At 68.9% G+C, this 21,298-nt stretch carries 17 protein-coding genes; 9 read left to right on the top strand and 8 right to left on the bottom strand.

Annotated features, from left to right (window positions below):
- Window positions 1–483: 483 nt before the first annotated feature.
- On the top strand, window positions 484–1,674 hold the full coding sequence (locus tag AC3WOH_RS34005) for an MFS transporter (RefSeq protein ID WP_492233745.1): 1,191 nt from the start codon (window positions 484–486) through the stop codon (window positions 1,672–1,674).
- A gap of 22 nt (window positions 1,675–1,696) precedes the next feature.
- Here AC3WOH_RS34005 and pdxR read toward each other — a convergent pair whose 3' ends face one another.
- Window positions 1,697–3,160, bottom strand: a complete 1,464-nt coding sequence (pdxR, locus tag AC3WOH_RS34000; RefSeq protein ID WP_492233744.1) for a MocR-like pyridoxine biosynthesis transcription factor PdxR — start codon at window positions 3,158–3,160, stop codon at window positions 1,697–1,699.
- A gap of 107 nt (window positions 3,161–3,267) precedes the next feature.
- Between pdxR and AC3WOH_RS33995 the strand changes: the two genes are divergently transcribed.
- Window positions 3,268–3,933 (top strand): pyridoxamine 5'-phosphate oxidase family protein, encoded by a 666-nt coding sequence (locus AC3WOH_RS33995; protein ID WP_492233743.1) that lies wholly within the window; start codon window positions 3,268–3,270, stop codon window positions 3,931–3,933.
- On the opposite strand, the gene ispF is transcribed toward AC3WOH_RS33995, so the two are convergent.
- The 3 genes from ispF to AC3WOH_RS33980 form a co-directional block, all read right to left on the bottom strand.
- The gene (gene ispF / locus AC3WOH_RS33990; protein WP_492233742.1) at window positions 3,921–4,400 is read right to left on the bottom strand and encodes a 2-C-methyl-D-erythritol 2,4-cyclodiphosphate synthase; all 480 of its coding nucleotides are present in this window, start codon (window positions 4,398–4,400) and stop codon (window positions 3,921–3,923) included. The two genes, AC3WOH_RS33995 and ispF, sit on opposite strands and share 13 nt — an antisense overlap.
- Window positions 4,401–4,572: 172 nt before the next feature.
- Window positions 4,573–5,481, bottom strand: coding sequence for an IspD/TarI family cytidylyltransferase (locus AC3WOH_RS33985; protein ID WP_492233741.1), 909 nt, complete (start codon window positions 5,479–5,481; stop codon window positions 4,573–4,575).
- A 45-nt stretch (window positions 5,482–5,526) separates the two neighbouring features.
- Window positions 5,527–7,455 carry a DUF4253 domain-containing protein gene (locus tag AC3WOH_RS33980; protein ID WP_492233740.1) on the bottom strand — a complete coding sequence of 643 codons (1,929 nt, stop codon included), beginning with the start codon at window positions 7,453–7,455 and terminating at the stop codon, window positions 5,527–5,529.
- Between the two features lie 264 nt (window positions 7,456–7,719).
- Between AC3WOH_RS33980 and mfd the strand changes: the two genes are divergently transcribed.
- From mfd to AC3WOH_RS33955, 5 genes are all read left to right on the top strand, one after another.
- Window positions 7,720–11,202, top strand: coding sequence for a transcription-repair coupling factor (gene mfd, locus AC3WOH_RS33975; RefSeq protein WP_492233739.1), 3,483 nt, complete (start codon window positions 7,720–7,722; stop codon window positions 11,200–11,202).
- A gap of 86 nt (window positions 11,203–11,288) precedes the next feature.
- On the top strand, window positions 11,289–12,068 hold the full coding sequence (locus AC3WOH_RS33970; protein ID WP_492233738.1) for a helix-turn-helix domain-containing protein: 780 nt from the start codon (window positions 11,289–11,291) through the stop codon (window positions 12,066–12,068).
- 107 nt (window positions 12,069–12,175) lie between these two features.
- Window positions 12,176–13,165 carry a Bug family tripartite tricarboxylate transporter substrate binding protein gene (locus AC3WOH_RS33965; RefSeq protein WP_492233737.1) on the top strand — a complete coding sequence of 330 codons (990 nt, stop codon included), beginning with the start codon at window positions 12,176–12,178 and terminating at the stop codon, window positions 13,163–13,165.
- The gene (locus AC3WOH_RS33960; RefSeq protein ID WP_492233736.1) at window positions 13,158–14,066 is read left to right on the top strand and encodes a PhzF family phenazine biosynthesis protein; all 909 of its coding nucleotides are present in this window, start codon (window positions 13,158–13,160) and stop codon (window positions 14,064–14,066) included. The genes AC3WOH_RS33965 and AC3WOH_RS33960 overlap by 8 nt, the downstream gene beginning before the upstream one ends.
- Entirely contained in the window at window positions 14,063–14,548 is a 486-nt protein-coding gene (locus AC3WOH_RS33955) for a RidA family protein (RefSeq protein WP_492233735.1), read from the top strand. The genes AC3WOH_RS33960 and AC3WOH_RS33955 overlap by 4 nt, the downstream gene beginning before the upstream one ends.
- A gap of 9 nt (window positions 14,549–14,557) precedes the next feature.
- Here AC3WOH_RS33955 and AC3WOH_RS33950 read toward each other — a convergent pair whose 3' ends face one another.
- From AC3WOH_RS33950 to AC3WOH_RS33935, 4 genes are all read right to left on the bottom strand, one after another.
- Complete coding sequence (locus AC3WOH_RS33950; RefSeq protein ID WP_492233734.1) at window positions 14,558–15,067, bottom strand: diguanylate cyclase domain-containing protein; 510 nt, start codon at window positions 15,065–15,067, stop codon at window positions 14,558–14,560.
- Window positions 14,995–16,077, bottom strand: coding sequence for a cache domain-containing protein (locus AC3WOH_RS33945; RefSeq protein WP_492233733.1), 1,083 nt, complete (start codon window positions 16,075–16,077; stop codon window positions 14,995–14,997). Before AC3WOH_RS33945 ends, AC3WOH_RS33950 begins: the two co-directional genes overlap by 73 nt.
- A gap of 340 nt (window positions 16,078–16,417) precedes the next feature.
- Window positions 16,418–17,353, bottom strand: coding sequence for a carboxylesterase family protein (locus AC3WOH_RS33940; protein ID WP_492233732.1), 936 nt, complete (start codon window positions 17,351–17,353; stop codon window positions 16,418–16,420).
- 334 nt (window positions 17,354–17,687) lie between these two features.
- The gene (locus AC3WOH_RS33935) at window positions 17,688–18,590 is read right to left on the bottom strand and encodes a LysR family transcriptional regulator (RefSeq protein WP_492233731.1); all 903 of its coding nucleotides are present in this window, start codon (window positions 18,588–18,590) and stop codon (window positions 17,688–17,690) included.
- Between the two features lie 168 nt (window positions 18,591–18,758).
- Between AC3WOH_RS33935 and AC3WOH_RS33930 the strand changes: the two genes are divergently transcribed.
- Complete coding sequence (locus tag AC3WOH_RS33930) at window positions 18,759–19,742, top strand: Bug family tripartite tricarboxylate transporter substrate binding protein (RefSeq protein WP_492233730.1); 984 nt, start codon at window positions 18,759–18,761, stop codon at window positions 19,740–19,742.
- Window positions 19,739–21,148: an FAD-binding oxidoreductase gene (locus tag AC3WOH_RS33925; RefSeq protein ID WP_492233729.1), complete on the top strand. Its 1,410-nt coding sequence runs from the start codon at window positions 19,739–19,741 to the stop codon at window positions 21,146–21,148. The genes AC3WOH_RS33930 and AC3WOH_RS33925 overlap by 4 nt, the downstream gene beginning before the upstream one ends.
- The last annotated feature ends 150 nt before the right edge of the window (window positions 21,149–21,298 follow it).

Genomic DNA, 21,298 nt, shown 5'->3' with positions numbered 1-21,298 from the left:
TCGTCAGTATCTACAACGATGCTCTTGAACGCCAGGTTTTACGGGGATGAAATTCAACAGCCTGCTAGGGCCTGTTCACACTAATTTCGGGGTCGCGAAGGCCCTTGCCGGCGTGCCAATCTAGGCGCGTGACGCAGCGTGTGCTCTTGCACACGCAAGGAGCGCAACGACGAGTGGCGCGCCGGCAAGGACCTTCCCTTCGGGTTGCCCGGCCTGGGGGCCGTCTGCGGCGTTGCCCGCGCTTGCAAGGTGCCTACCTTGCTGCGCACGGGTGCCTTGCATCCAGCCCCCAGGCCGAGCAACGCGATCCCCGAAATTAGTGTGAACAGGCCCTAGCGGGGCCACTCGACCGCGATGTCCTGTGCGCCCACAGCAACCAGTTCCCTGCACGCCCAGCCCGCGCACTGCACAATCGCCCGCATGCCACCGCAGCCTTCCTCTCCCACGCCCCATCCATCTTCACGTACACAACCCCTCTGGCTGATGCTCCTGGCCCTGCTGTCAGGCTTCGCACTCAGCCAGGCCTACCGCACCACCGCCTCCATCGTGGCCCAGGGGCTCCAGGCCGACTTTGGCCTGGGGGCCTCGTCGCTGGGCGCGTTTGCCGGGCTGTTCGGCCTGTCGTTCGGCATCGCGCAGCTGCTCATGGGCATTGGGCTGGACCGCTATGGCCTGCGCCGCACGGTGCTGGCAGCGGCGCCGCTGGGCATTGCCGGCGCGGCCCTGTCGGCGCTGGCGCCCAGCCATGGCTGGCTGATGGCCGGGCAGGTGCTGATCGGGGTCGGCTACTCGCCGGCCTTTGTGGCATGCACGCTGTTCATTGCCCGGTATTTCTCGGTCGAACGGTTTGCCTTTTACTCGGGCGTGAGCATGGGGGTGGGCAGCCTGGGCCTGATCTTCACGGGCACGCCGCTGGCCTGGGTGGTGCAGCACTGGGGCTGGCGCACGGGCTTCGGCCTGCTGGCGGTGCTGAGCGCGCTGTCGTGGCTGCTGATCTTCGCGCTGGTGCATGAACCCGCGGTTCCCGACGCAGCACCCACCCCGCAGGAAAGCTGGGGCCAGTCGCTGGCGCGCTTTGCCGAGTTGCTCACGGTGCCCCACACCTGGGGCATCGTGGTGCTGGGCATGTCGTGCTATGCCGCCTTCCTCACGCTGCGCGGCCTGTGGCTGGGGCCCTTGCTGACCAACCGGTTTGGCTTTTCGCTGCTGGACAGCGGCAATGTGGCACTGGTGCTGTCGTTGATCGCGGTCTTCACCCCGGCTGCGTTCGGGCGCATGGACCCGGGCACCCGCCGGCGCCGCGCCTGGATCGGCAACGCCTCGTTGCTGATGGCCAGCCTGTTTGCGCTGCTGGCCTTTTTGCACCACGGTGCCGCCACCGTGGCGCTGATCTTTCTGATGGGGCTTCTGTCGGGCTATGGCGTGCTGCAGTACAGCGATGCGCGCGCCTCCTACCCGGCCGAGATGACCGGGCGCGCCCTGTCGCTGTACACCATGTCCATGTTCCTGGGCGTGGCCCTGATGCAGTCGGTAACCGGCGTGGTGGCCGCCTGGGCCGGGCGATGGGGCGTCGAGCCTTACCAGACAGTGTGCCTGGCCATTGCGGCCTGGCTGGCGCTGGCTTCGCTGGCGTTTCGGCTGTTGCCGATGTCTCCTCTGATCCAGCGCCCCTGAACCCCGCCAAGATGGCGGCGGTTCAGCCGCGCACCACGCTCGCCAGTTTCTTCACCAGCGGCTCCATGGCCTCCACCGGCACCTGCGCATAGCCGAGCAGAAAGCCGCGCCAGGGCTGGGCGCGCAGGCCCACGGCGTGCAGGCTCAGGGCTGGGGCCATGATGCCGTGCTGCGCCATGAGGCGCGCGCTCAGCGCCACGTCGTCGGCCGTGCCGTCGTGCAGGCGCAGCGCCAGGTGCATGCCGGCCGTGCCGCCGTGCACGCTGGCCACGTCGCCCAGGTGCTGCGCCAGCGCGGCCACCAGTGCGTCGCGGCGCTGGCGGTACAGGCGGCGCATGCGCCGCAGGTGCAGGGCGAACTGGCCGCTCACGATGAACTCGGCCAGCGCGCGCTGCTCGGCCGTGCGCCCGCGCGGTGCGGCGCGGTCCAGCAGCAGGGCCAGCGCGGGCGCCAGGGCCGTGGGCACCACCATGAAGCCGATGCGCAGGCCCGGGAAAAACGTCTTGCTGAAGGTGCCCAGGTAGACCACGGGCGCATCAGGGGCCAGGCCCTGCATGCAGGCCATGGGCGGGCCGTCGTGGCGGAACTCGCTGTCGTAGTCGTCCTCGACCACCAGGGCGCCGGCCTGGCGCGCACCATCGATCAGCGCCAGGCGCCGTGCCAGGCTCAGCACGCTGCCCACCGGGTACTGGTGCGAGGGCGTGGTGTAGATGAGCCGCGGGCGCTGGCGCAGCCAGTCGCTGGCGGTGGGGGCCATGCCCTCGGCATCGACCACGATGCCCACGGTCTTGAGCTGCGCCGCGCGGAAGGCCGCCACCGCGCCCTGGTAGCCGGGGTTCTCCATCCACACCTTGTCGCCGGCATCGGCGAACGCGCGGGCGGCGAGATCCAGGCTGCCTTGCGTGCCGTCGGTGATGAAGACCTGCGCAGCCTCGACCAGCGCGCCGCGCGCCACGCGCAGGTGGCCGGCAATGGCCTCGCGCAGCGCGGGCTCGCCCGCCGGGTCGGCATAGTTGAGCTCTGCGGGCTTGAGCGAGGCCCAGGCCTTGTCCAGCGTGCGCCGCCAGCGCAGCACCGGGAACTCGCCCAGCGCCGGCACGCCCGGCGCGAACGCGGCTGAGGTTTCAGAGCCCGGCAGCGCCGGCATGTTCTGCGCGCGCCGCGACAGGCTGGCACGCGGTGCGGGTGCATCCTGCCGGGGCTGCTCGGCGGCCGCCAGCCGCCCGGCCAGGGGCGCCACAACACTGCCGCGCCGGCTGGCGAGGATGAAGCCCTCGCTCGCCAGTTGCTCATAGGCATAGAGCACGCTGTTGCGCGCCACGCCCAGTTCGGCCGCCAGCGCGCGGCTGGCGGGCAGGCGTGCGCCGCTGGCCAGGGTGCCGCTGCGGATGCCCTGGCGCAGGCACTCGTGCAGCTGGCGCTGCTGGGGCCAGCGGGCGTGCGCCGGTTGCGCCTGGAAGGCCGTGAACAGCAGCTGGAATTCCATGGTGTTTCTGTGGCCCTAAAAAATAGTGGTTCCGTGGGTCTTATTCTGGCACCACGCAGGTCCTACATTTCGCTCCCTCAGCAACTTCCCAACCGGAACCACGACCCGTGAACGACACATCTGCCACCGCCCTGCCCCCCACCGACCGCACCCGTGTGCGCCGTGTGGCCGAGAACGCCCGCTACGACCGCGCCACGCTGCACGCCATCATCGACGCGGCCTACCTGTGCCACGTGGCCTTTGCCGACGACAAGGGCACGCACTGCATCCCCACGGCCTGCTGGCGCGAGGGCGAGCACCTGTACATCCATGGCTCCAACGGCGGGCGCCTGATCAAGTGGCTGGGCAAGGGCATACAGGCTTGCGTCACCATCACCCACCTCGACGGGCTGGTGCTGGCGCGCTCGGCCTTCAACCATTCGATGAACTACCGCTCGGCCATGGTGTATGGCCGCTTCGAGCCCGTGGCCGACAAGCACGCCTCGCTTGCGGCCCTGATGGACCACCTGGCCGTGGGCCGCCAGGCCGAGGTCCGTGCCGGCAACGACAAGGAGTTTGCGGCCACCACGGTGATGCGCATCGCCCTGGAGGAAGCCGCCTGCAAGGTGCGCAGTGGGCCGCCGTTGGACGATGCAGAAGACATGCAGCACCCGGTGTGGGCCGGCGTGCTGCCGCTGGTGCAGGTGCGCGGCGCGCCCGTGGTGGACCCGCTGAACACCGCGGCCACACCGGGCTATGTGGCCGCCTGGGCGGCCGAAGCTCAGGCCTTGTAGATCAGCGCGGCTGCACGCGCTTCCATGGCCAGGCCCTGCCCCACGGGGCCCAGGCGCTCGGCCGTCTTGGCCTTCACGTTCACCTGGTCGGGCTCCACACCCAGCGCCTTGGCGATGCACTCGCGCATGCCGGGGATGTGCGCAGCCAGGCGCGGGGCCTGGGCCACGACGGTGCTGTCCACATTGCCGATGGCGTAGCCCGCGGCGCGCACGCGGCGCGCGGCCTCGGCCAGCAGCACGGCCGAGTCGGCCCCGCGGAACTGGGCGTCGGTGTCCGGGAAATGCCGGCCGATGTCGCCCAGGCCCGCCGCACCCAGGATGGCGTCGGTGATGGCGTGCAGCAGCACGTCGGCATCGGAATGCCCAAGCAGGCCCATGGTGTGGGGAATGGTCACGCCGCCGATCACCAATGCACGGCCCGGCACCAGTGCGTGCGTGTCCCAACCTTCCCCAATTCTGAAATTCATGCGTTCCTTTCCACGCGCCCACACGGGGCGCGAAGTCATACATCCGCTTGCGCGGTCTTAGAGCGGATAACAAAGCTCAGCGAAGCGGTTCTGGCTAGGCGCTGCGTCGCAGGCAGTACGGCTGGTACGACAAGACGCAGCAACGACGCCAGAAGAGTTTTGTTAGCCGCTCTTAAAAAATCGTTTTGCGCCCGGTTTCGCTGGCGCCCAGCCCGCGCTCGCCGCCAAAGCGCGCGAGCGTGGTGCCGTAGCCGCGCTGGGCCAGCACGGCCTCGGCCAGTGCGAAGTCGTCAGGGTAGGTCACCTTGAAGTTCTGCGCGCCGCCGGGCACCAGGCGCGGGTGCAGGCCCATGGCTTCCATGGCGCTGGCCTCGTCGGTCACATTGGTGCCCACCCGGGCCAGCGCATCGAGCAGTGGGCCGATGCGGAACATCTGCGGCGTCTGCGCCAGCCACTTGTTGCTGCGGTCCACGGTGGAGGCCACACGCACGCCGCCAGGCCCGTCGAGCGATGTCTTGAGCGTGTCGGCCAACTGGTGCGCGAGCAGGCCGCCCACCGAATCGTTGGCGCAGGCATCGATGAGCCGGTCGATCTGCTCGGCCGTGACCAGGCAGCGCGCCGCATCGTGCACCAGCACCCAGTCGTCCGGCTGGGCGCCGCGCGCCTGCAGCGCCTGAAGGCCGCCCTGCACCGTGGCGGCGCGCGTGGGGCCACCACAGTCCACCACGAAGTAAGAGGGGTGCGGGTGCTGATCCAGGTAGCGATCGCCCGGCGCCACGGCCACCAGCGTGCCCGCCAGCCGGGCCACACCCGCAAAGGCTGCCAGCGTGTGCATGACCATGGGGTGGCCTGCCACCAGGTGGTACTGCTTGGGCAGCTGCGGCGTTGATGGCAAGGGCTCGCCCGCTGCCCCGGCCAGCGCACCAAAGGCCGAGATGGTGGAGCCCGCCGGTGCAGCCGCAGGCGGCGGCGCCACCGCGCGCGAGCCCGTGCCCGCGCACGGCACCAGCGCCCAGAAGCGCCCTGCGGTGGGGGCATGCGGGGCGGCGAGCGAGGGTTGCAGAAGCGGGTCGATGGTCATGTGGCCGTCATTTTAGGAGGCTTGACCCCTTTCCACCGCCAATCCTCAAGGCCTTTCGTGCAGAAACCAGGTGCCATGCCCCACCAGGCCCAGCGCATGGTGGCGCAGAGGGATTCCCGGCAGTGCCAGGGTGCAGGGCGCGGCCAGGTCATGCTCGCGTGCCAGCGCCAGGGCCGTATCGAAATCCCCGGGCGGCCGGCGCACCGCGAATTCGAGCATGGTGCCGTAGTGCGCCCACAGCTCGGCGCCATGCTGCTCGCGCCAGCGGCGCAGCAGGGCGATGAAGCCGTCGGCGGGGCCGCGTTCCATGCCGTACCAGTGCAGATAGGCCAGAGCTTCCTCGCTGTGCGGCGTGGGCAGCAGCACCAGCCAGGCGTTGTCGGGGTCGAAGCGTTCCTGCCGGCCGCGCTCGGGGTCCGCGGCGCCGTGGGATGCTTCGAGTGCGGCCAGCCAGTGCTCGAAGCGCAGGCGGTCGCCCGCGCAATCGGCCCAGGCGGCGTCGAAGGCGGCTGAATCGGCAGGGATGTTCGCGACCGCAAGTTCGCCGCGCCAGGCCTCCAGTTGGTCCTCTTCATCCGGGGGGTACGAGCCCTCCACCAACTCGGCCAGCAGGTCTTCGGGGGCCATGGCGCGCGCGGTCGCGATGAAGGAGCGCGGCGACACGTCGTCACGCGCGGCCCCTTGCTCGTAGGGGAAGCGCATGAACAGGTCCTCGGCCAGCGCCTGTGCATCCGGTGCCTCGGTGCTCCCGGTCCACAGCGTGGTCACCACGGGCCAGCGGCCGCTGCCCTGCTCCACCAATGCCCGCGCTGCCTGCCACAGGGCCTGGCGCTCCGCCACGGGCACCGGCGCGGCCCAGGCGATCTCGCCGCTGGCTGTGCCATCGTTGCCGGGCACGGGCAGCTCCAGCCAGTCCAGCCCCGCCAGGGGCGTGCCCTGCAGGCGGGCCTGCCAGGCTTCGCGCGACTCCGTGGGGGTGCCCGCAGGCGCTGCGGGCGGCGGTGCGGGATCGGCCGGCCCGGGCACGGTGCGCGTACTGAGGGCCGCGAGCCAACGGGCCACGGCCGCGGCATCCAGGCCCACGGCCTGCGCCAGATGGCCTGCGCGCAGCAGGCGTGCGGTGGCCGGTACCACCGCCACATCCAGCAGACCGGTGGCAGCAGCCGTCGCATCGTGGGCCAGCCAGGCGGCAGCCACTTCAACGGCATCACCATCGCGCCCCTCGTGCGCCAGCAACAGCCAGGCGGCCTGCCAGATGCTGTGCACCAGGTAGCCCCCGGCAAAGCCGGTGGCGCGCAGGTAGCCGGCCATGGCGCGCGCAAGGGCAAGCGTGTCCGTGGCCTCGGCCGCAGGCGCCACGTCGATCTGCCCGGCCGACTGCAGCTGCGCCAGCATGGCGGCCACCTCGCCCTCGGGCAGGCCCAGGGCGATCAGGTCGTCGGCCGTGGGCACCTCCTCGCCCAGGGCATGGGAGGCGCCCCACTGCCGGGCGATGCGCGCCTTGAGCACCAGCTCCGCATCCATGCAGAAGGCCCCAAAGGCCACATGCGGCCGCGGCTCGCCGTCCGCGCCCTGGCGCTCCACCAGGGTGGCGAGGAAACCGGGCGACCAGCCCTCGCCCGCAGGCGCCAGCTGCAGGCGGCCCGGCAGGGCCAGCAACTGCAACAGCTGCACGGCCTGCCCACCGGCCCAGTCGGCCGTTGGAGCAGCGTCCATCGCCTGCTGCTCGCCCACCGCAGGGCAGCCCTGTCCGGCCAGCCAGGCCACCAGGGGCAGCAGGCGCTGGCTCTGCGTGACCAGTGCACCGTGCGCCGGCAGGCGCCATGCCCCTTGCGGCTGCAGCAACAGGTGCAGCGCGGCCAGGGCCTCGCCCGCGTGGCCGGCCACGGCGGCCAGCCGGGCATTGGCCAGCAGTTCGTCCAGGGCGCTGTCCAGGCGCCGGTCATGCAGGTGCTGCGTGCTCAGGGTGTTCAAGCGGCTTCCTCCTCCTGGCGCGGGAGTGTAGGGCGCCAGCGGACGGCCACGCACACCGGCCGACGAGCGAAAGGCCACGGGCGACCAACGGTCGGGCCGGCCCGGACACTTGTCACAAGCTGTACGCAAGGGCCGACATCCATGCTGACACGCTCTGGAGCAAAGATGCCCTGCACCACCTAAAATGGTTTGTTGCCCCCATCCAGCCCGTGCGCGCATCGCGCCCCTGGGGATGCGGTGGCCCAGACGACCGACTCCGTCCGCATGGAACTGCCCAAACTCTCCCCCGGAAAACGCTTCACCCTGCCCCGCCCCGTGGGCAGCGCCGATTCGCTGCTGCTGGCCCGCCTGGCCGAACGTGACAAGGCCGCGGGCCGCACCACGGCCATCGTCACAGCCGACGCCACCGATGCGCAGCGCCTCATCGAGGAGATGGCGTTCTTTGCGCCCAACCTGCGCTGCGCATTGTTCCCCGACTGGGAGACACTGCCCTACGACACCTTCTCGCCGCACCAGGACCTGATCAGCGAGCGCCTGGCCACGCTGTGGCGCATCAGCCAGAAGGACAAGGACACCGGGGCCGACGTGGTGCTGGTGCCGGCCACCACGGCGCTGTACCGCCTCGCCCCCCCGTCCTTCCTGGCGGGCTACACCTTCCACTTCAAGGTCAAGCAAAAGCTCGACGAGGCCAAATTCAAGGCCCAGCTCACGCTGGCCGGCTACAGCCACGTCTCGCAGGTGGTGAGCCCGGGCGAGTACGCGGTGCGCGGCGGGCTGATCGACCTGTTCCCCATGGGCTCGCTGGTGCCCTACCGGGTGGACCTGTTCGACAACGAGATCGACAGCATCCGCACCTTCGACCCCGACAGCCAGCGCAGCCTGTACCCCGTGCCCGAGGTGCGCCTGCTGCCTGGCCGCGAATTCCCCATGGACGACGAGGCGCGCGCCAAGTTCCGCAGCCGCTGGCGCGAGATGCTGGAGGGCGACCCGACCAAGAGCCGCATCTACAAGGACATGGGCAACGGGGTGGCCACGGCCGGCATCGAGTACTACCTGCCGCTGTTCTTCGACGACACGGCCACCGTGTTCGACTACCTGGGCGGCGAGGCCACTGTGGTGCTGCACGGCGACCTGGAGCCGGCCTTCCAGCGCTTCTGGCAGGACACGAAAGACCGCTTTCGCCTGGTGCAGGGCGACCCCGAGCGCCCGGCGCTGCCGCCCGAGTCGCTGTTCCTCTCGGCCGACCAGTTCTACACGCGTGCCAAGGAGCATGCGCAGCTGTCCATCCGCCCCGGGGTGGAGGACGTGGACGACAACCCGAACTTCCACAAGCTCGGAGACCTGTCGGTGGTGCGCGGGGCCGAGGACCCGCTGGCCCGGCTGCACGCCCATATCCGCAACACCCAGCACCGGGTGCTGCTGCTGGCCGAGAGCGATGGCCGGCGCGAGAGCCTGCTGGACTTTCTGCGCGCCAGCGGGGTGAACCCACCGGCCTTCGACTCGCTGGCCGAGTTCCAGGGTACGGCCGACGAAAAGGTGGGCATCGCCACCGCCGGCCTCACCGTGGGCTTCAGCTGGATCGAGGACGGCATCGACTTCGTCACCGAGACCGAGCTCTTCGCCGCCGGCCCCACCACGCGCCGGCGCAAGAAGCAGGAGCAGGTGAGCGACGTCGAGGCGCTGATCAAGGACCTGGCCGAGCTCAACGTGGGCGACCCCGTGGTGCACAGCGCCCACGGCATCGGCCGCTACCGCGGCCTGGTCAACATGGACGTGGGCAACAAGAACCCCGACGGCACGCCCGCCATGCAGGAGTTCTTGCACCTGGAGTACGCCGACAAGGCCGTGCTGTATGTACCCGTGAGCCAGCTGCAGCTCATCAGCCGCTACACCGGCGTGAGCGCCGACGAGGCGCCGCTGCACAAGCTCGGCAGCGGCCAGTGGGAAAAGGCCAAGCGCAAGGCCGCCGAGCAGGTGCGCGACAGCGCGGCCGAGCTGCTCAACATCTACGCCCGCCGCGCTGCGCGCGAGGGCCATGCCTTCCGCTACAGCCCGCAGGACTACGAGACCTTTGCCAACGACTTCGGCTTTGACGAAACGGCCGACCAGAACGCCGCCATCCACGCGGTGATCCAGGACATGATCAGCCCCCGCCCCATGGACCGCCTGGTCTGCGGCGACGTGGGCTTCGGCAAGACCGAGGTGGCGCTGCGCGCGGCCTTCGTGGCCGTCACGGGGGGCAAGCAGGTGGCCTTCCTCGCGCCCACCACGCTGCTGGCCGAGCAGCACTACCAGACGCTGGTGGACCGTTTCAGCAAGTGGCCGGTGAAGGTGGCCGAGGTCTCGCGCTTTCGCTCGGGCAAGGAGATCACCGCCGCCATCAAGGGCATCGGCGATGGCACGGTGGACATCGTGGTGGGCACGCACAAGCTGCTCTCCGAATCCACCAAGTTCCACAACCTGGGCCTCTTGATCATCGACGAGGAACACCGCTTCGGCGTGCGCCACAAGGAGCAGATGAAGGCCCTGCGCGCCGAGGTGGACGTGCTCACCCTCACGGCCACCCCCATCCCGCGCACGCTGGGCATGGCGCTCGAAGGCCTGCGCGACCTCTCGGTCATCGCCACCGCGCCGCAGCGGCGCCTGGCGATCAAGACCTTTGTGCGCAACGAGGGCACGGGCGTGATCCGCGAGGCGGTCCTGCGTGAACTCAAGCGCGGCGGGCAGGTCTACTTCCTGCACAACGAGGTGGAGACCATCGAGAACCGCCGCCAGAAGCTCGAAGAGATCTTGCCCGAGGCCCGCATCGCCGTGGCCCACGGCCAGATGCCCGAGCGCGAGCTCGAACGAGTGATGCGCGACTTCGTGGCCCAGCGCTACAACATCCTCTTGTGCTCGACCATCATCGAGACCGGCATCGACGTGCCCACGGCCAACACCATCATCATGAGCCGCGCCGACAAGTTCGGCCTGGCGCAGCTGCACCAGCTGCGCGGGCGCGTTGGCCGCAGCCACCACCAGGCGTATGCCTACCTCATGGTGCCCGACACCGAGGGCCTGACCAAGCAGGCTGCGCAGCGCCTGGACGCCATCCAGCAGATGGAGGAACTGGGCAGCGGCTTCTACCTGGCCATGCATGACCTGGAGATCCGCGGCGCCGGCGAGGTGCTGGGCGAAAACCAGAGCGGCAACATGCTGGAGGTGGGCTTTCAGCTCTACAACGAGATGCTGAGCGAGGCGGTCAAGGCGCTCAAGGCCGGCAAGGAGCCGGACCTGCTGTCGCCCCTGTCGGTCACCACCGACATCAACCTGCACGCCCCTGCCCTGCTGCCCGACGACTACTGCGGCGACGTGCACCTGCGCCTGTCGTTCTACAAGAAGCTGGCCACGGCCAAGAACCCCGACCAGATCGACGGCCTGCTCGAAGAGATCGTGGACCGCTTCGGCAAGCTGCCGCCGCAAGCCCAGACCCTGATCGACGTGCACCGCCTGCGCGTGCTGAGCCAGCCTTACGGCGTGGTGAAGGTGGATGCCGCCCCGGGCGTCATCAACATCACCTTCAAGCCCCAGCCGCCCATCGACCCGATGCGCATCATCGAGCTGATCCAGAAGAACAAGCACATCAAGTTGGCGGGCAACGAGAAGCTGCGCATCGAGCGCGAGCTCAAGGACCCCAAGGACCGCGCCCAAATGGTGCGCGACGTGCTGCGCTCGCTGGGGCAACCGCAGGTGGCGAACGCCGCATGAGGGTGGCATGAGAGTGCCCACCCCCTGAGGTTTCCCGGATGGCGGGGGGTGGGTGCATCTGGCACGATCCGTGCACAGGTGCCGACATGACCCCCGCCATCCCCAGCCTCCCTCAGCTCTCGCCCAAGCTGCCCCAATTGGCGGCCCAGGGCTTTGCGCTGCGCCACAGCCGCCAGGCGCACTACGAGTTCGACTGGCATGTGCACGACTGCGCCATGCTGCTGTGGCCGCGCAAGGGAGCGCTGCACAGCGCCTGGCAGCCCGAGGAGATTGCGGGCGGCGGCACCCCTTTTGCGCAGATGCGCCTGGCACGCAGCCAAGCCATCATCCTGCCCGTGGCGACCGCCCACCGCACCCAGTCCACCACGCAGGAGCAGGAGCATGGCGAGCTGTACCTGGCGCCCGAAATCGCGCGCACCCTGAGCGGGCGTGGTGCCATCCGGCTCGACGGAGCCGCCCTGTCCATGCTCGACGCGCTGCTGGCCCCGGCGCTGGACGCGCGCGCGGCCGAGCCCCTGGTGCTGGCCGTGGTGCGCCAGATCGCGCGCGCCCGGCCGCAGGAGCCCACGCTGCCCGACTCCCCTGCACGGCAGATGCTGGCGCGCATTGCCCAGGCGCTGGACTGGAACGAGGCACTGCCCAGCATCGACACCATTGCCTGCGAACTGGGCACCTCCACCCGCCAGTTGCAGCGCGCCTGCCAGACCGAACTGGGCCTGAGCCCCGTGGCGCTGCGCCGGCAGATGCTGGCCGCCCACGCCCAGCAGTTGCTGGCCGCGGGCCTGCCGCTGGCACGCGTGAGTGGGCAACTGGGCTTTGCCACCAGCGGGCACCTCACCCGCCTCCTGAAGTCGGTAGCGCACTGATCCCCGCGGCGGGGCATGTCGCAAATCGGATCGCAGCCTGTCGCATCCTGGTTGTCCGAATCGTCCGCTGATTCCTAGCATGGGGCCTCCTTCGTGCTGGAGTTCCCATGCCTGCCTCCTCCCCCGTTTTTCGCGTCCGCAGGGCCGCCCTGCTGGGCATTGTCCTGGCCGGCACCTGCGCGCCCTTGCTCGCGCAGGCGCCCGCCTGGCCCGCCAAACCCATCACCCTGGTCGTGCCCTTCCCGGCCGGTGGCGGCACCGACCTGGTGGCCCGTGCCCTGCAACCCCGGCTGCAAAAGGAGCTGGGCCAGCCCGTGGTCATCGACAACCGCGCCGGTGCCGGCGGCACCCTGGGCTCGGCCCTGGTGGCGCGCGCTGCGGCCGATGGCTACACCGCTGGCGTTGCCACCACCAGCACCCACGCGGTCAGCGTGAGCGTGTACCCCAAGCTGCCGTTCGACCCGGCCAAGGACTTCCGCTATGCCGGCTTCATCGGCACCTCGCCCTATGTGCTGGCCACCACGGGCGCGCTGGGCAAGCCTGACACCAAGGGCTTGCTGGCCGCGCTCAAGGCCAAGCCCGAGGGCTTCAGCTTCGCCTCGGTGGGCGCGGGCACGGTCTCGCACCTGCTGGGCGAGCAGTTCAAGGGCGTGGCCAAGGTGCCGCTGGTGCATATCCCCTACCGCGGCGCCGCCCCAGCCTACACCGACCTGATCGCGGGTCAGGTGCAGCTGATGTTCGACAACCCAGCGGGCCTGGTCCCCTACATCCGTGCCGGGCGCATCCATGCCGTGGCCACCACGGCGCCCAATGCGCTGCTGGCCGGCGTACCCACTTTCCAACAGCAGGGCCTGGCGGGGTTCGACCAGTCGCTGTGGTACGGCATCGTTTTCCCCGCGCAGACGCCCAAGGCGGTGGTGGAGCGCTTCAACCAGGCGCTCAACACCGTGCTGGCGGACCGCGCCGTGTCCGCCGAATTGGCTGCGCTGGGCGTGAACGCCGCACCCGGCACGCCTGATGCGCTGGCTGCTGCCGTGTCGCGCGACACAACCTATTGGGGCCGCATCGCCAAAGCAGTAGGAGCCCGCGTTGACTGATCCCATCGCCTTCCCCGATACGCCGCCGTCCCCTGGCCAGATCGTGCTGATCCGCGTCTTCGTCAACGGCCCGGGCGGGGGCAACCCCGTTCCGCTGGTGGCCGATGCGCGCGGCATGGATGCTGTGCAGATGCAGGAGGTGGCGCGCACCCACGGGCATGAATCGGCCTTTGTGCTGCCGGCCGAGGTGTCCGGTGCCGACTGGCGCCTGCGCTTTTTTGTGCCGCACCACGAGATGGAGATGTGCGGCCACGCCACCGTGGGCACGCTGTGGGCGCTGCGCCGCTGGGGCGTGTGGACCACGCCCACGGCCTGCGTGCAGACGCTGAGCGGCCTGGTGGACGTGGAGTGGGACGCAGCGCGACAGCGCGTATGGATCTCGCAGCCCGCCGTGCGCGAGGAGGCACTATCCCCCGCGGACGCCAGCCTGGTGGCCCGCACCCTGGGGCTGGCCGATACCGCCCCCGTGACCAATGCCGCCACCAGCCGCGTGAAGACCCTGGTGCCCCTGCCGGATGCGGCCGCACTGCACACGCTGGCGCCCGACTTCGCGGCCATGGAGTCCACCTGCGAGGCCATTGGCTCCACCGGCCTGTACCCCTATGCGTTGCAGCGGGGTGCACCGGGCGTAGAGCCCACCGTCTTCGCGCGCCAGTTCCCACGCAAATCCGGCTACCCCGAGGATGCCGCCACGGGCATTGCAGCCGCCGCCTTGTGGGGGCACTTGGCAGCGGCCGGCACCATTGCCACAGGCAATGCAGCGGCACCCATGGTGTGCACCGTGCGCCAGGGCGACGCCATGGGCAGCCCCTCGGCCATCGCCGTGCGCCCGCGCTTCGATGCAGGGGGCGCCATGGCCGGCTGCTGGCTCAGCGGCGAAGTGGTGGAGGGCCTGGCATGAACCACACCACACCCGAAGAACGCCTGGCCGCAGTCGGCCTGGTGCTGCCACCCGCACCCCAGCCGCGCGGCAGCTACGCCCCCTGCCACGTGCACGATGTGGCCGGCCAGCACTGGGTGGCCGTGAGCGGCCAGACCAGCCGCGTCGATGGCAAGCCCCTATCGGGCCTCTGCGAGAAAGACGCCGACCTGGAGCCCGCTCGCCACGCCGCGCGCGTGGCCATGCTCAACGCCCTGGCCGCGCTGCGCACGGCCTGCGGTGGCGGGCTGGGCCAGGTGCTGCATGTCGTGCGCCTGCGCGGCTTTGTGCGTTCCACGTCCGGCTTTGGCGCGCACCCGCGCGTGCTCGATGCCGCCTCCGAGGTGCTGGCCATCGCCTTCCCGCAGCATGCGCTGCCCGCGCGCAGCGCGCTGGGCGTGGGCAGCCTGCCCGATGGGGTCTGGATCGAGCTCGAAATCGACGCCGTGCTGACGCCCTCCTGAGCGACTGTTCTAACTGGCGAGCACAGCCCGGTCCTTGCCTTGCTGCTTGGCCTGGCGCATGGCCTGCTCGGCCCTTTGCAGCAGCCCGTCCACCGTGGCCGAGCCATCGCCCAGCAAGGCGATGCCGATGGAGGCATGCACGATGCAGGCCCCACCCTGCAGCATGCAGGGCTCGCGCAGCGCGGCCAGTGCGGCCTCGGCCACCACCTGGGCGCGCTCGCGGCCCGTGGCGGGTGAGGGGTCCAGCTCTTCGGTCAGCAGCAGGAACTTGTCGCCACCGGCGCGGGCCACCACGGCGCCCATGCCCTCCAGGCGGCGCAGCCGCGCCGCCTGGAGGATGAGGACCTGGTCCCCCGCCTCCTGCCCCCGGTCCTGGTTGAGCTGGCCGAAATTGTCCAGGTCGACCAGCAGCAACGCGGCGCCGGCACTCCCGGTCTGTGCCCGCGCTAAGGCCTGCTGCAGGTGCACCAGCAGCTTGCCCCGGTTGGGCAAGCCCGTGAGCCGGTCGTGCTGGGCCATGCGTTCCAGTTCTGCACCGGGCCATGCGGGTGCCACCGGTGCGGCGCCCACCAGAGCGCGTGGTGATGCCGCACGGCCCACCACCCACCAGGCCAGCAGTGCCACCAGGCCTGCCAGCAGCGCACAAAGGCCAGCAGCAGCCGGCGCATCTGGTGCAAAGGGGCATGGGCCTGGGCATGGGGCTCGCGCACCACAACCGTCCAGCCCAGGTTGTCGGCTGGCGGGGCCGTGGCCAGCTTCTGCACGGCTACCACGTAGCCGGACTCGGCGCGCAGCGCCTGCAAGGGCACCGTGGGCAGCTTCTGCGGGCTGTCCAGGTCCAGCAGCCAGTCGCCCTTGCGGTTGGCGACAAAGACTTCCACCGGCCGGCTGCCCCGGTGGCGGGTCACCGTCTCGGTGATGATGCGGTGCACCCAGTCCCAGTGCAGGTGCCCGGCCATCACCCCGGCGACGGCGCCCTTGTCATCGCGCAGGGGGGCCGCCACGTCCAGAAAGCGCGGTGGCTCGCCATTGGGCCGGGGCGCCAGGTAGCGCGCCAGCAGCACCGCATCGTGCGGGTCGCCCACGAAGCCGCCGCGCAGGCCGGCCGCGAACCACGGGCGCTTGGACACATCGGCCCCCTCCAGCAAGCCATCGAGCGCCGCCACCACGCGGCCCTGGGCATCGGTCAGGCCGATCCAGGCGTACTCGGCCTGCTGGACGCGCAGGCCCTCCATGGCCTTGCGCAGCACCCGCCCGTCGGGGGCTGCGTGCGAGCACACCATCTCCGACATCAACACCATCTCGCGCTGGCGGCTGGTCAGGTCCTCGACCAACTGGCGCGCCACATCGTCGGCCAGCACATTGACGGACTGCTGTGCCGACGCGCGCAGCCCTTGCTCCAGCCGCAGGTACAGGGGTGCCAGCCATGCCATGCCCAGCACGATGCACAGGCCCGCAAGCCCGGCGGCGATGCGCGCCCGGGTCCCTTGCAGCAGCGGCACGCGCTCGCGCATGTGCTTGGTGGTCATGGTGGCAAATCCTCCCCCAGGGCCATTCTGTAGCCCAGCTACCGGATCGGGGAAGCCCTTTTTTGCAACCACCCTTGCCTGCCACGCCCGGGATGCACCGAGGACAGCGATCAGCCGATCCCATAGTGAAGTACCAACGCCTCGGAAAGACAGGTTCGGCGCTGTTTCACCACGGGCCAATACAGACATCCCAAGTCTGTAGCGTTATGGTATCGGACCACCGACTGCAGCTGTCAAGCAACATCGCCAGCTTTTCGTCCTGCATCTGCGCTGCGGGTGCCACGGAGGCGCCAACCAGTTCGCCCACAGCGCAGTTGAACCGGGGCGCAGCCCAGTTTCGCTATGGCTTCTTGTTCGACAGCAGCCACTGGAAGGCATTCATGCCCGGTGTGACCTGCGTGTCGACGTTGTAAGTGGTCGTCCAGCCCTCGTGGGTGTTGCCCTGGTAGATGGTCAGCCGCGCCGCCGGGTTGCCTGGCTGGGCGCAGGTGTATCCGTCGGCGGACGTCGCCAGGTTCACCTTGTCCACCCAGCCACGCTCACTGGCCAGGGCGGCAATCGGATCGCCACTGTTGTGGAACGCCCATACCGGGGTGTGGTTGCCGACGATGCCCGCGCAGATGCCCGTGTTGTACGTGCTGGACTTTGCGCCCGTGGCGATGGGAATGGCCGCGGCGATCTTGCTGGCCCAGCGAACGGATTGGCCGTTCTCGGTGTAGGAGCTTGCAAGCAGCGTCCAGGTGCCGCCGCCGCCCATCGACACGCCGGTGACATAGATGCGCGAGGGATCGACACGGTAGGACTTTTGTGCCTGCAGCAGCATGCCTCCTGCATCGTTGAGGTTCCACACGCCGGTCGTGCGGGGGCTTTGCGGCGACACCACGATGAAGCACTGCGAGACGCCTGCCTGGTCGGCAAAACACATCTCGTTGTTGGCAGCGATCATGGCCGGAATGGGGTAGCCCAGCATCTTGGAGATCTCGGAACCGTTGCTCTTGCCCGCGCCGCTTCCCCCGTGCAGGAACATCAGCAGAGGGTAGGTCTTGGTACCGCTGGTGGCGTAGTCGGCCGGCAGGTATTCCAGGTACGGCACCTGCGTGCCATCGCTGGACGTGAAGGACTTGGCGACCTGGCGCTCAGCCGGCGTCAATGCCTGCAACTGCGCTTCGGAGCGGCTTTGAAATTGGCCGGATGATGAACCGGAATCGGTGTCCGATCCACCACCACAGGCGGCGAGGGTGAGTGCTGCCGCAGCCGCGGCAAGGGTTGTCTTCATGGGGAGCCTTATCGTTGTACGAGCGCACTGAGCGAGCGGACGACCTGCTCGTTGAAACGTCGTCCGTCGATCAGGAATTTAGGCCGGCCCCCGCCAGGCACCAAACGACATTTGCTAAATCACTTTTCAGGTTTCCTGAAAGGCCAGTGGCAGTTGAGGCGAGTACCCGTTCGGGCATCCCCTTCGAAGTGCCGGACTGCAACGCTGCGGCACCCCCAATGCGTTTGGATTGCACAACATCCGACCAATCACGCACCTGCGGTTGCAGGGCTCTGAAGGGTTGGTGTGCCCGACCCAATCGAACACGCCAGCAGAACCGGCCTTGCGGTCGGGGCTATTGGGGTTTGGGGCCGGACAACGCAGCGATCACGTGCGCACCGAAGCCGGCAGCCGCTGGCGACAGCGTGCGGTCGGCGGGTCGGAACAGCGACATTTCGCGCTGCACCACCGGGTCGGTGATCTCCCGCATCACCAGGCCCAGCGGCAATGCCAAGGCCTGGACATAGGCAGGAGTGATCGTGTAGCACAGGCCCGCCGCGGCAAGTCCCAAGGCACTGGAAACGTTGTCCACCACCTGCGAGGGAGCCACGCGCAACGGCGACGGCAGTTGGCGAAAAATGGTGCTCAGGTGGATCTCGTGGTCCCGCCCTGCTGCCACCAGCCGCGCGGAAGCCAGATCGTTCCACGTAAGCGATTTCTTGCGCGCAAACGGATGGTGGGGAGCACACCAGACCACCCAGGGGCTGGGATACAGCACCACGCGCTCCACCTCCGGCCCCACCGGGCGGTCCGGGCCGATGGCCAGATCGACATCGCGCGTGGCCACGCGGTCGACCAGCGTCTCGACAGGGCAGTCGATCAGGCGCATGACCACCTTGGGCCGCTTTTTCGCATAGTCCGCCATCAGCCTGGGCAGCATCACGCTCGCCACGACCAATGGCGCTGCGACCCGCACCACCCCCGCCGCCTGATCGCGGATGTCGAGCGCTGCGGTCTTGGTGAGCGCGAACTGCCGGCTGAGTGCCTCCACCGCCGGGATCAGGGCCCGGCCGGCCGCAGACAGCACGACCTTGCGCGTATTGCGATCGAGCACCGTGTACCCGAGCGCCCCCTCCAACTCCGTCACCAGCTGGCTCACAGCCGACGGGGAAAGGTGCAGCAATTCGGCTGCGCGCGTGAAGCTGCCGGTGTCGGCGACCGCCAGAAATGCCTCGGCTTGTCGGAAGGTGAAGTGCATGCCTTGGGTTTTAAGGTGACCTGAAAAGTGGTTCAGAAAATGTGGCGATTCTCTGCATCAATTGCTCCCAGAATCCGCTGCCGCTGCGATTTATCTCGAGCCGGTTTTTCGAAAACTACCACGGAGACAATGATGTCGATATCCCATGCGGGGAGCGTACGCTCCTTGATGCCACGCCGCAACTTCCTCAAGACCGCGGGTGCTGCCGCAGCAGCTGCATTGCCCGCCACCAGGCTCTTCGCCCAAGGCCCGCAACTGGAAATGGCCCGCCTCATCACCGGCTTCGCCGCGGGGGGTACATCAGACACCCTGTGCCGCCGCCTGGCATCGCGCATGACCGGTGGCTACGCACGCTCGGTGATTGTCGAGAACCGCACCGGTGCGGGCGGCCAGATCGCCATCCAGGCGATGAAGAGCCTGGCCGCGGACGGCACCTCGATTCTGCAGACGCCGATGTCCATGCTGGGCATCTACCCCCACATCTACAAGAAGCTGCCCTACGAGCCGCTCAAGGACCTCACGCCCGTCTCCATCGGCTGTGTGTTCGATTTCGGCTTTGCGGTGGGCCCCGCCGTGCCGGCGTCCGTGACCACCGTGCCCCAGTACCTGGCCTGGGCCAAGTCGAGCAACAACGTCGCCTTCGGCTCGCCTGCGGCCGGCTCGGTACCCCATTTCATCGGGGTGCTGCTGGGCAGGCAAGGCGGTATCGAACTCACGCACATCCCCTACCGTGGCACGCAACCTGCCATCCTGGACATGATCGGCGGACAGCTGCCTGCGGTGTCCGGCCCCATCGGTGATTTCCTGCCCCACCTGGCCGGCGGCAAGTGCCGCATCCTCGCGACCAGCGGCGCCGCCCGCAACCAGTTCGTGGGCAACGTCCCGACCCTCACCGAGCAAGGTCTCAAGGACATGGCGTTTTCCGAATGGTTCGGCCTCTTCATGCCAGCGGGCGCGTCCGCCGAGGTGGTTCAGCGCGCCAGCGCAGCACTGCGTCCCGCGCTGGCCAGCCCCGAGATCGTCGAAGGCCTGGCCGCCATGGGCCTGAAGGCCGAGTCTTCCACGCCGGCAGAGCTTGCGGCGCGCTTGAAGGCGGACCACGACCGCTGGGGTCCCATCGTCAAATCCATTGGCTTCACCGCTGAATCATGAACCCACAAGGCCTCATTGACCGCCTGACCGAGGCACTCGGCCCCTCCTCCGTGCTCACTGGCGAGCGCCTGCAACTGCGGCAGACCCAGGACTGGAGCGACGCGCAGGCGGCACAGCCGCGGGCACTGCTTCTTCCGCGGGACACCGCGGAAGTGGCGGTTGCACTGCGCATCTGCCACGAGCACGGTTGCCCGGTGGCGGTGCAAGGAGGCCTGACCGGCCTGGCCGGCGGGGCGAACCCCATGGAGGGCGAAATCGCCCTGTCGCTGGCGCGCCTGGACCGCATCGAGGATGTGGACGCCGTGGCGGGAACGGCCATCGTCCAGGCCGGTGTCACGCTGGAGCGGCTTCAGCAGCACTGCGCGGACCTGGGATGGGCGTTCCCGCTCGATCTGGGCGCCCGCGGCTCGTGCCAGCTGGGTGGCAACGCCGCCACCAATGCCGGCGGCAGCCGCGTGCTGCGCTACGGCATGATGCGCAACCTCATCCTCGGCCTGGAGGTGGTGATGCCCGACGGCAATGTGCTCACCATGCTGGACCGCGTGATCAAGAACAACGCCGGGTTCGATCTCAAGCACCTGTTCATCGGCAGCGAAGGCACCCTGGGCGTGATCACACGCCTGTCCCTCGCGTTGGTTCCCCGGCAGAACCAGCAGTGCACAGCGCTGTGTGGCGTTCCTGACTTCGACGCTGCGCTGGGTCTGCTGCGCCATGCCAAGGCGTCGCTGCAGGGGCTGAGTGCGTTCGAGATGATGTGGAGCAGCTACTTTGACGCGAGCATCCGTGCCCATGGCAAGAGCGCTCCGCTTGCAAGCCCATACCCCGTGTACGTTCTCCTGGAGTCGGTTTCGGGCGACGGTGCCAATGCAGACCAGGCCATGGAAGCCTTCCTGGAAAAAGCCATCGAAGAGGAATTCGTGGCCGACGCCGTGGTCGCCCAGACTGGCGCACAGCAGGAAGAACTCTGGAGCATCCGTGAAGGCGTGAGCGAGCTGCTGGCCCTGGCCAAGCCCTGCGCGGCTTTTGACGTGAGCGTTGCCATCACGCGGATGGACGAGATGGTCCAGCGCCTGGAGGAAACGCTGCGCAGTGCCTACCCCCAGCAGCAGCACCTGTTCTTCGGGCACCTGGGCGATGGCAACCTGCACCTCATCAGCGGCCCCTACCCCGATCCCGCCGACTTGGAGCACGCCGAGGAACTGGTCTACAGCTGCGTCGGTGCGTTCGAGGGCAGCATTTCTGCAGAGCACGGCATCGGCGTCGTGAAACGCGACTTCATGCACCACAGCAGGGGCGCGGCGGAGATCGAACTCATGCGCAAGCTCAAGACCCTGCTGGACCCCAAGGGCATTCTCAATCCAGGCCGTGTCTTCAACCCCGCGCAAGAGAAGCTGCCAGCCCTGTAGCTCGACCGCATTCCAACAAACCACTCCCTTCAGAAGCCATGTCCGCTCACGACCAAGACCAAGACGAATCTTTCAACCCCATGGGCCTGTGCGGCTTCGAGTTCGTGGAATTCGCCTCGCCCAAACCCGGCGTGCTGGAGCCGATGTTCG

The sequence above is a fragment of the Acidovorax sp. FW305-C-20-28 genome (assembly GCF_058783375.1).
This window is presented reverse-complemented; position numbering and strand designations above follow the sequence as displayed.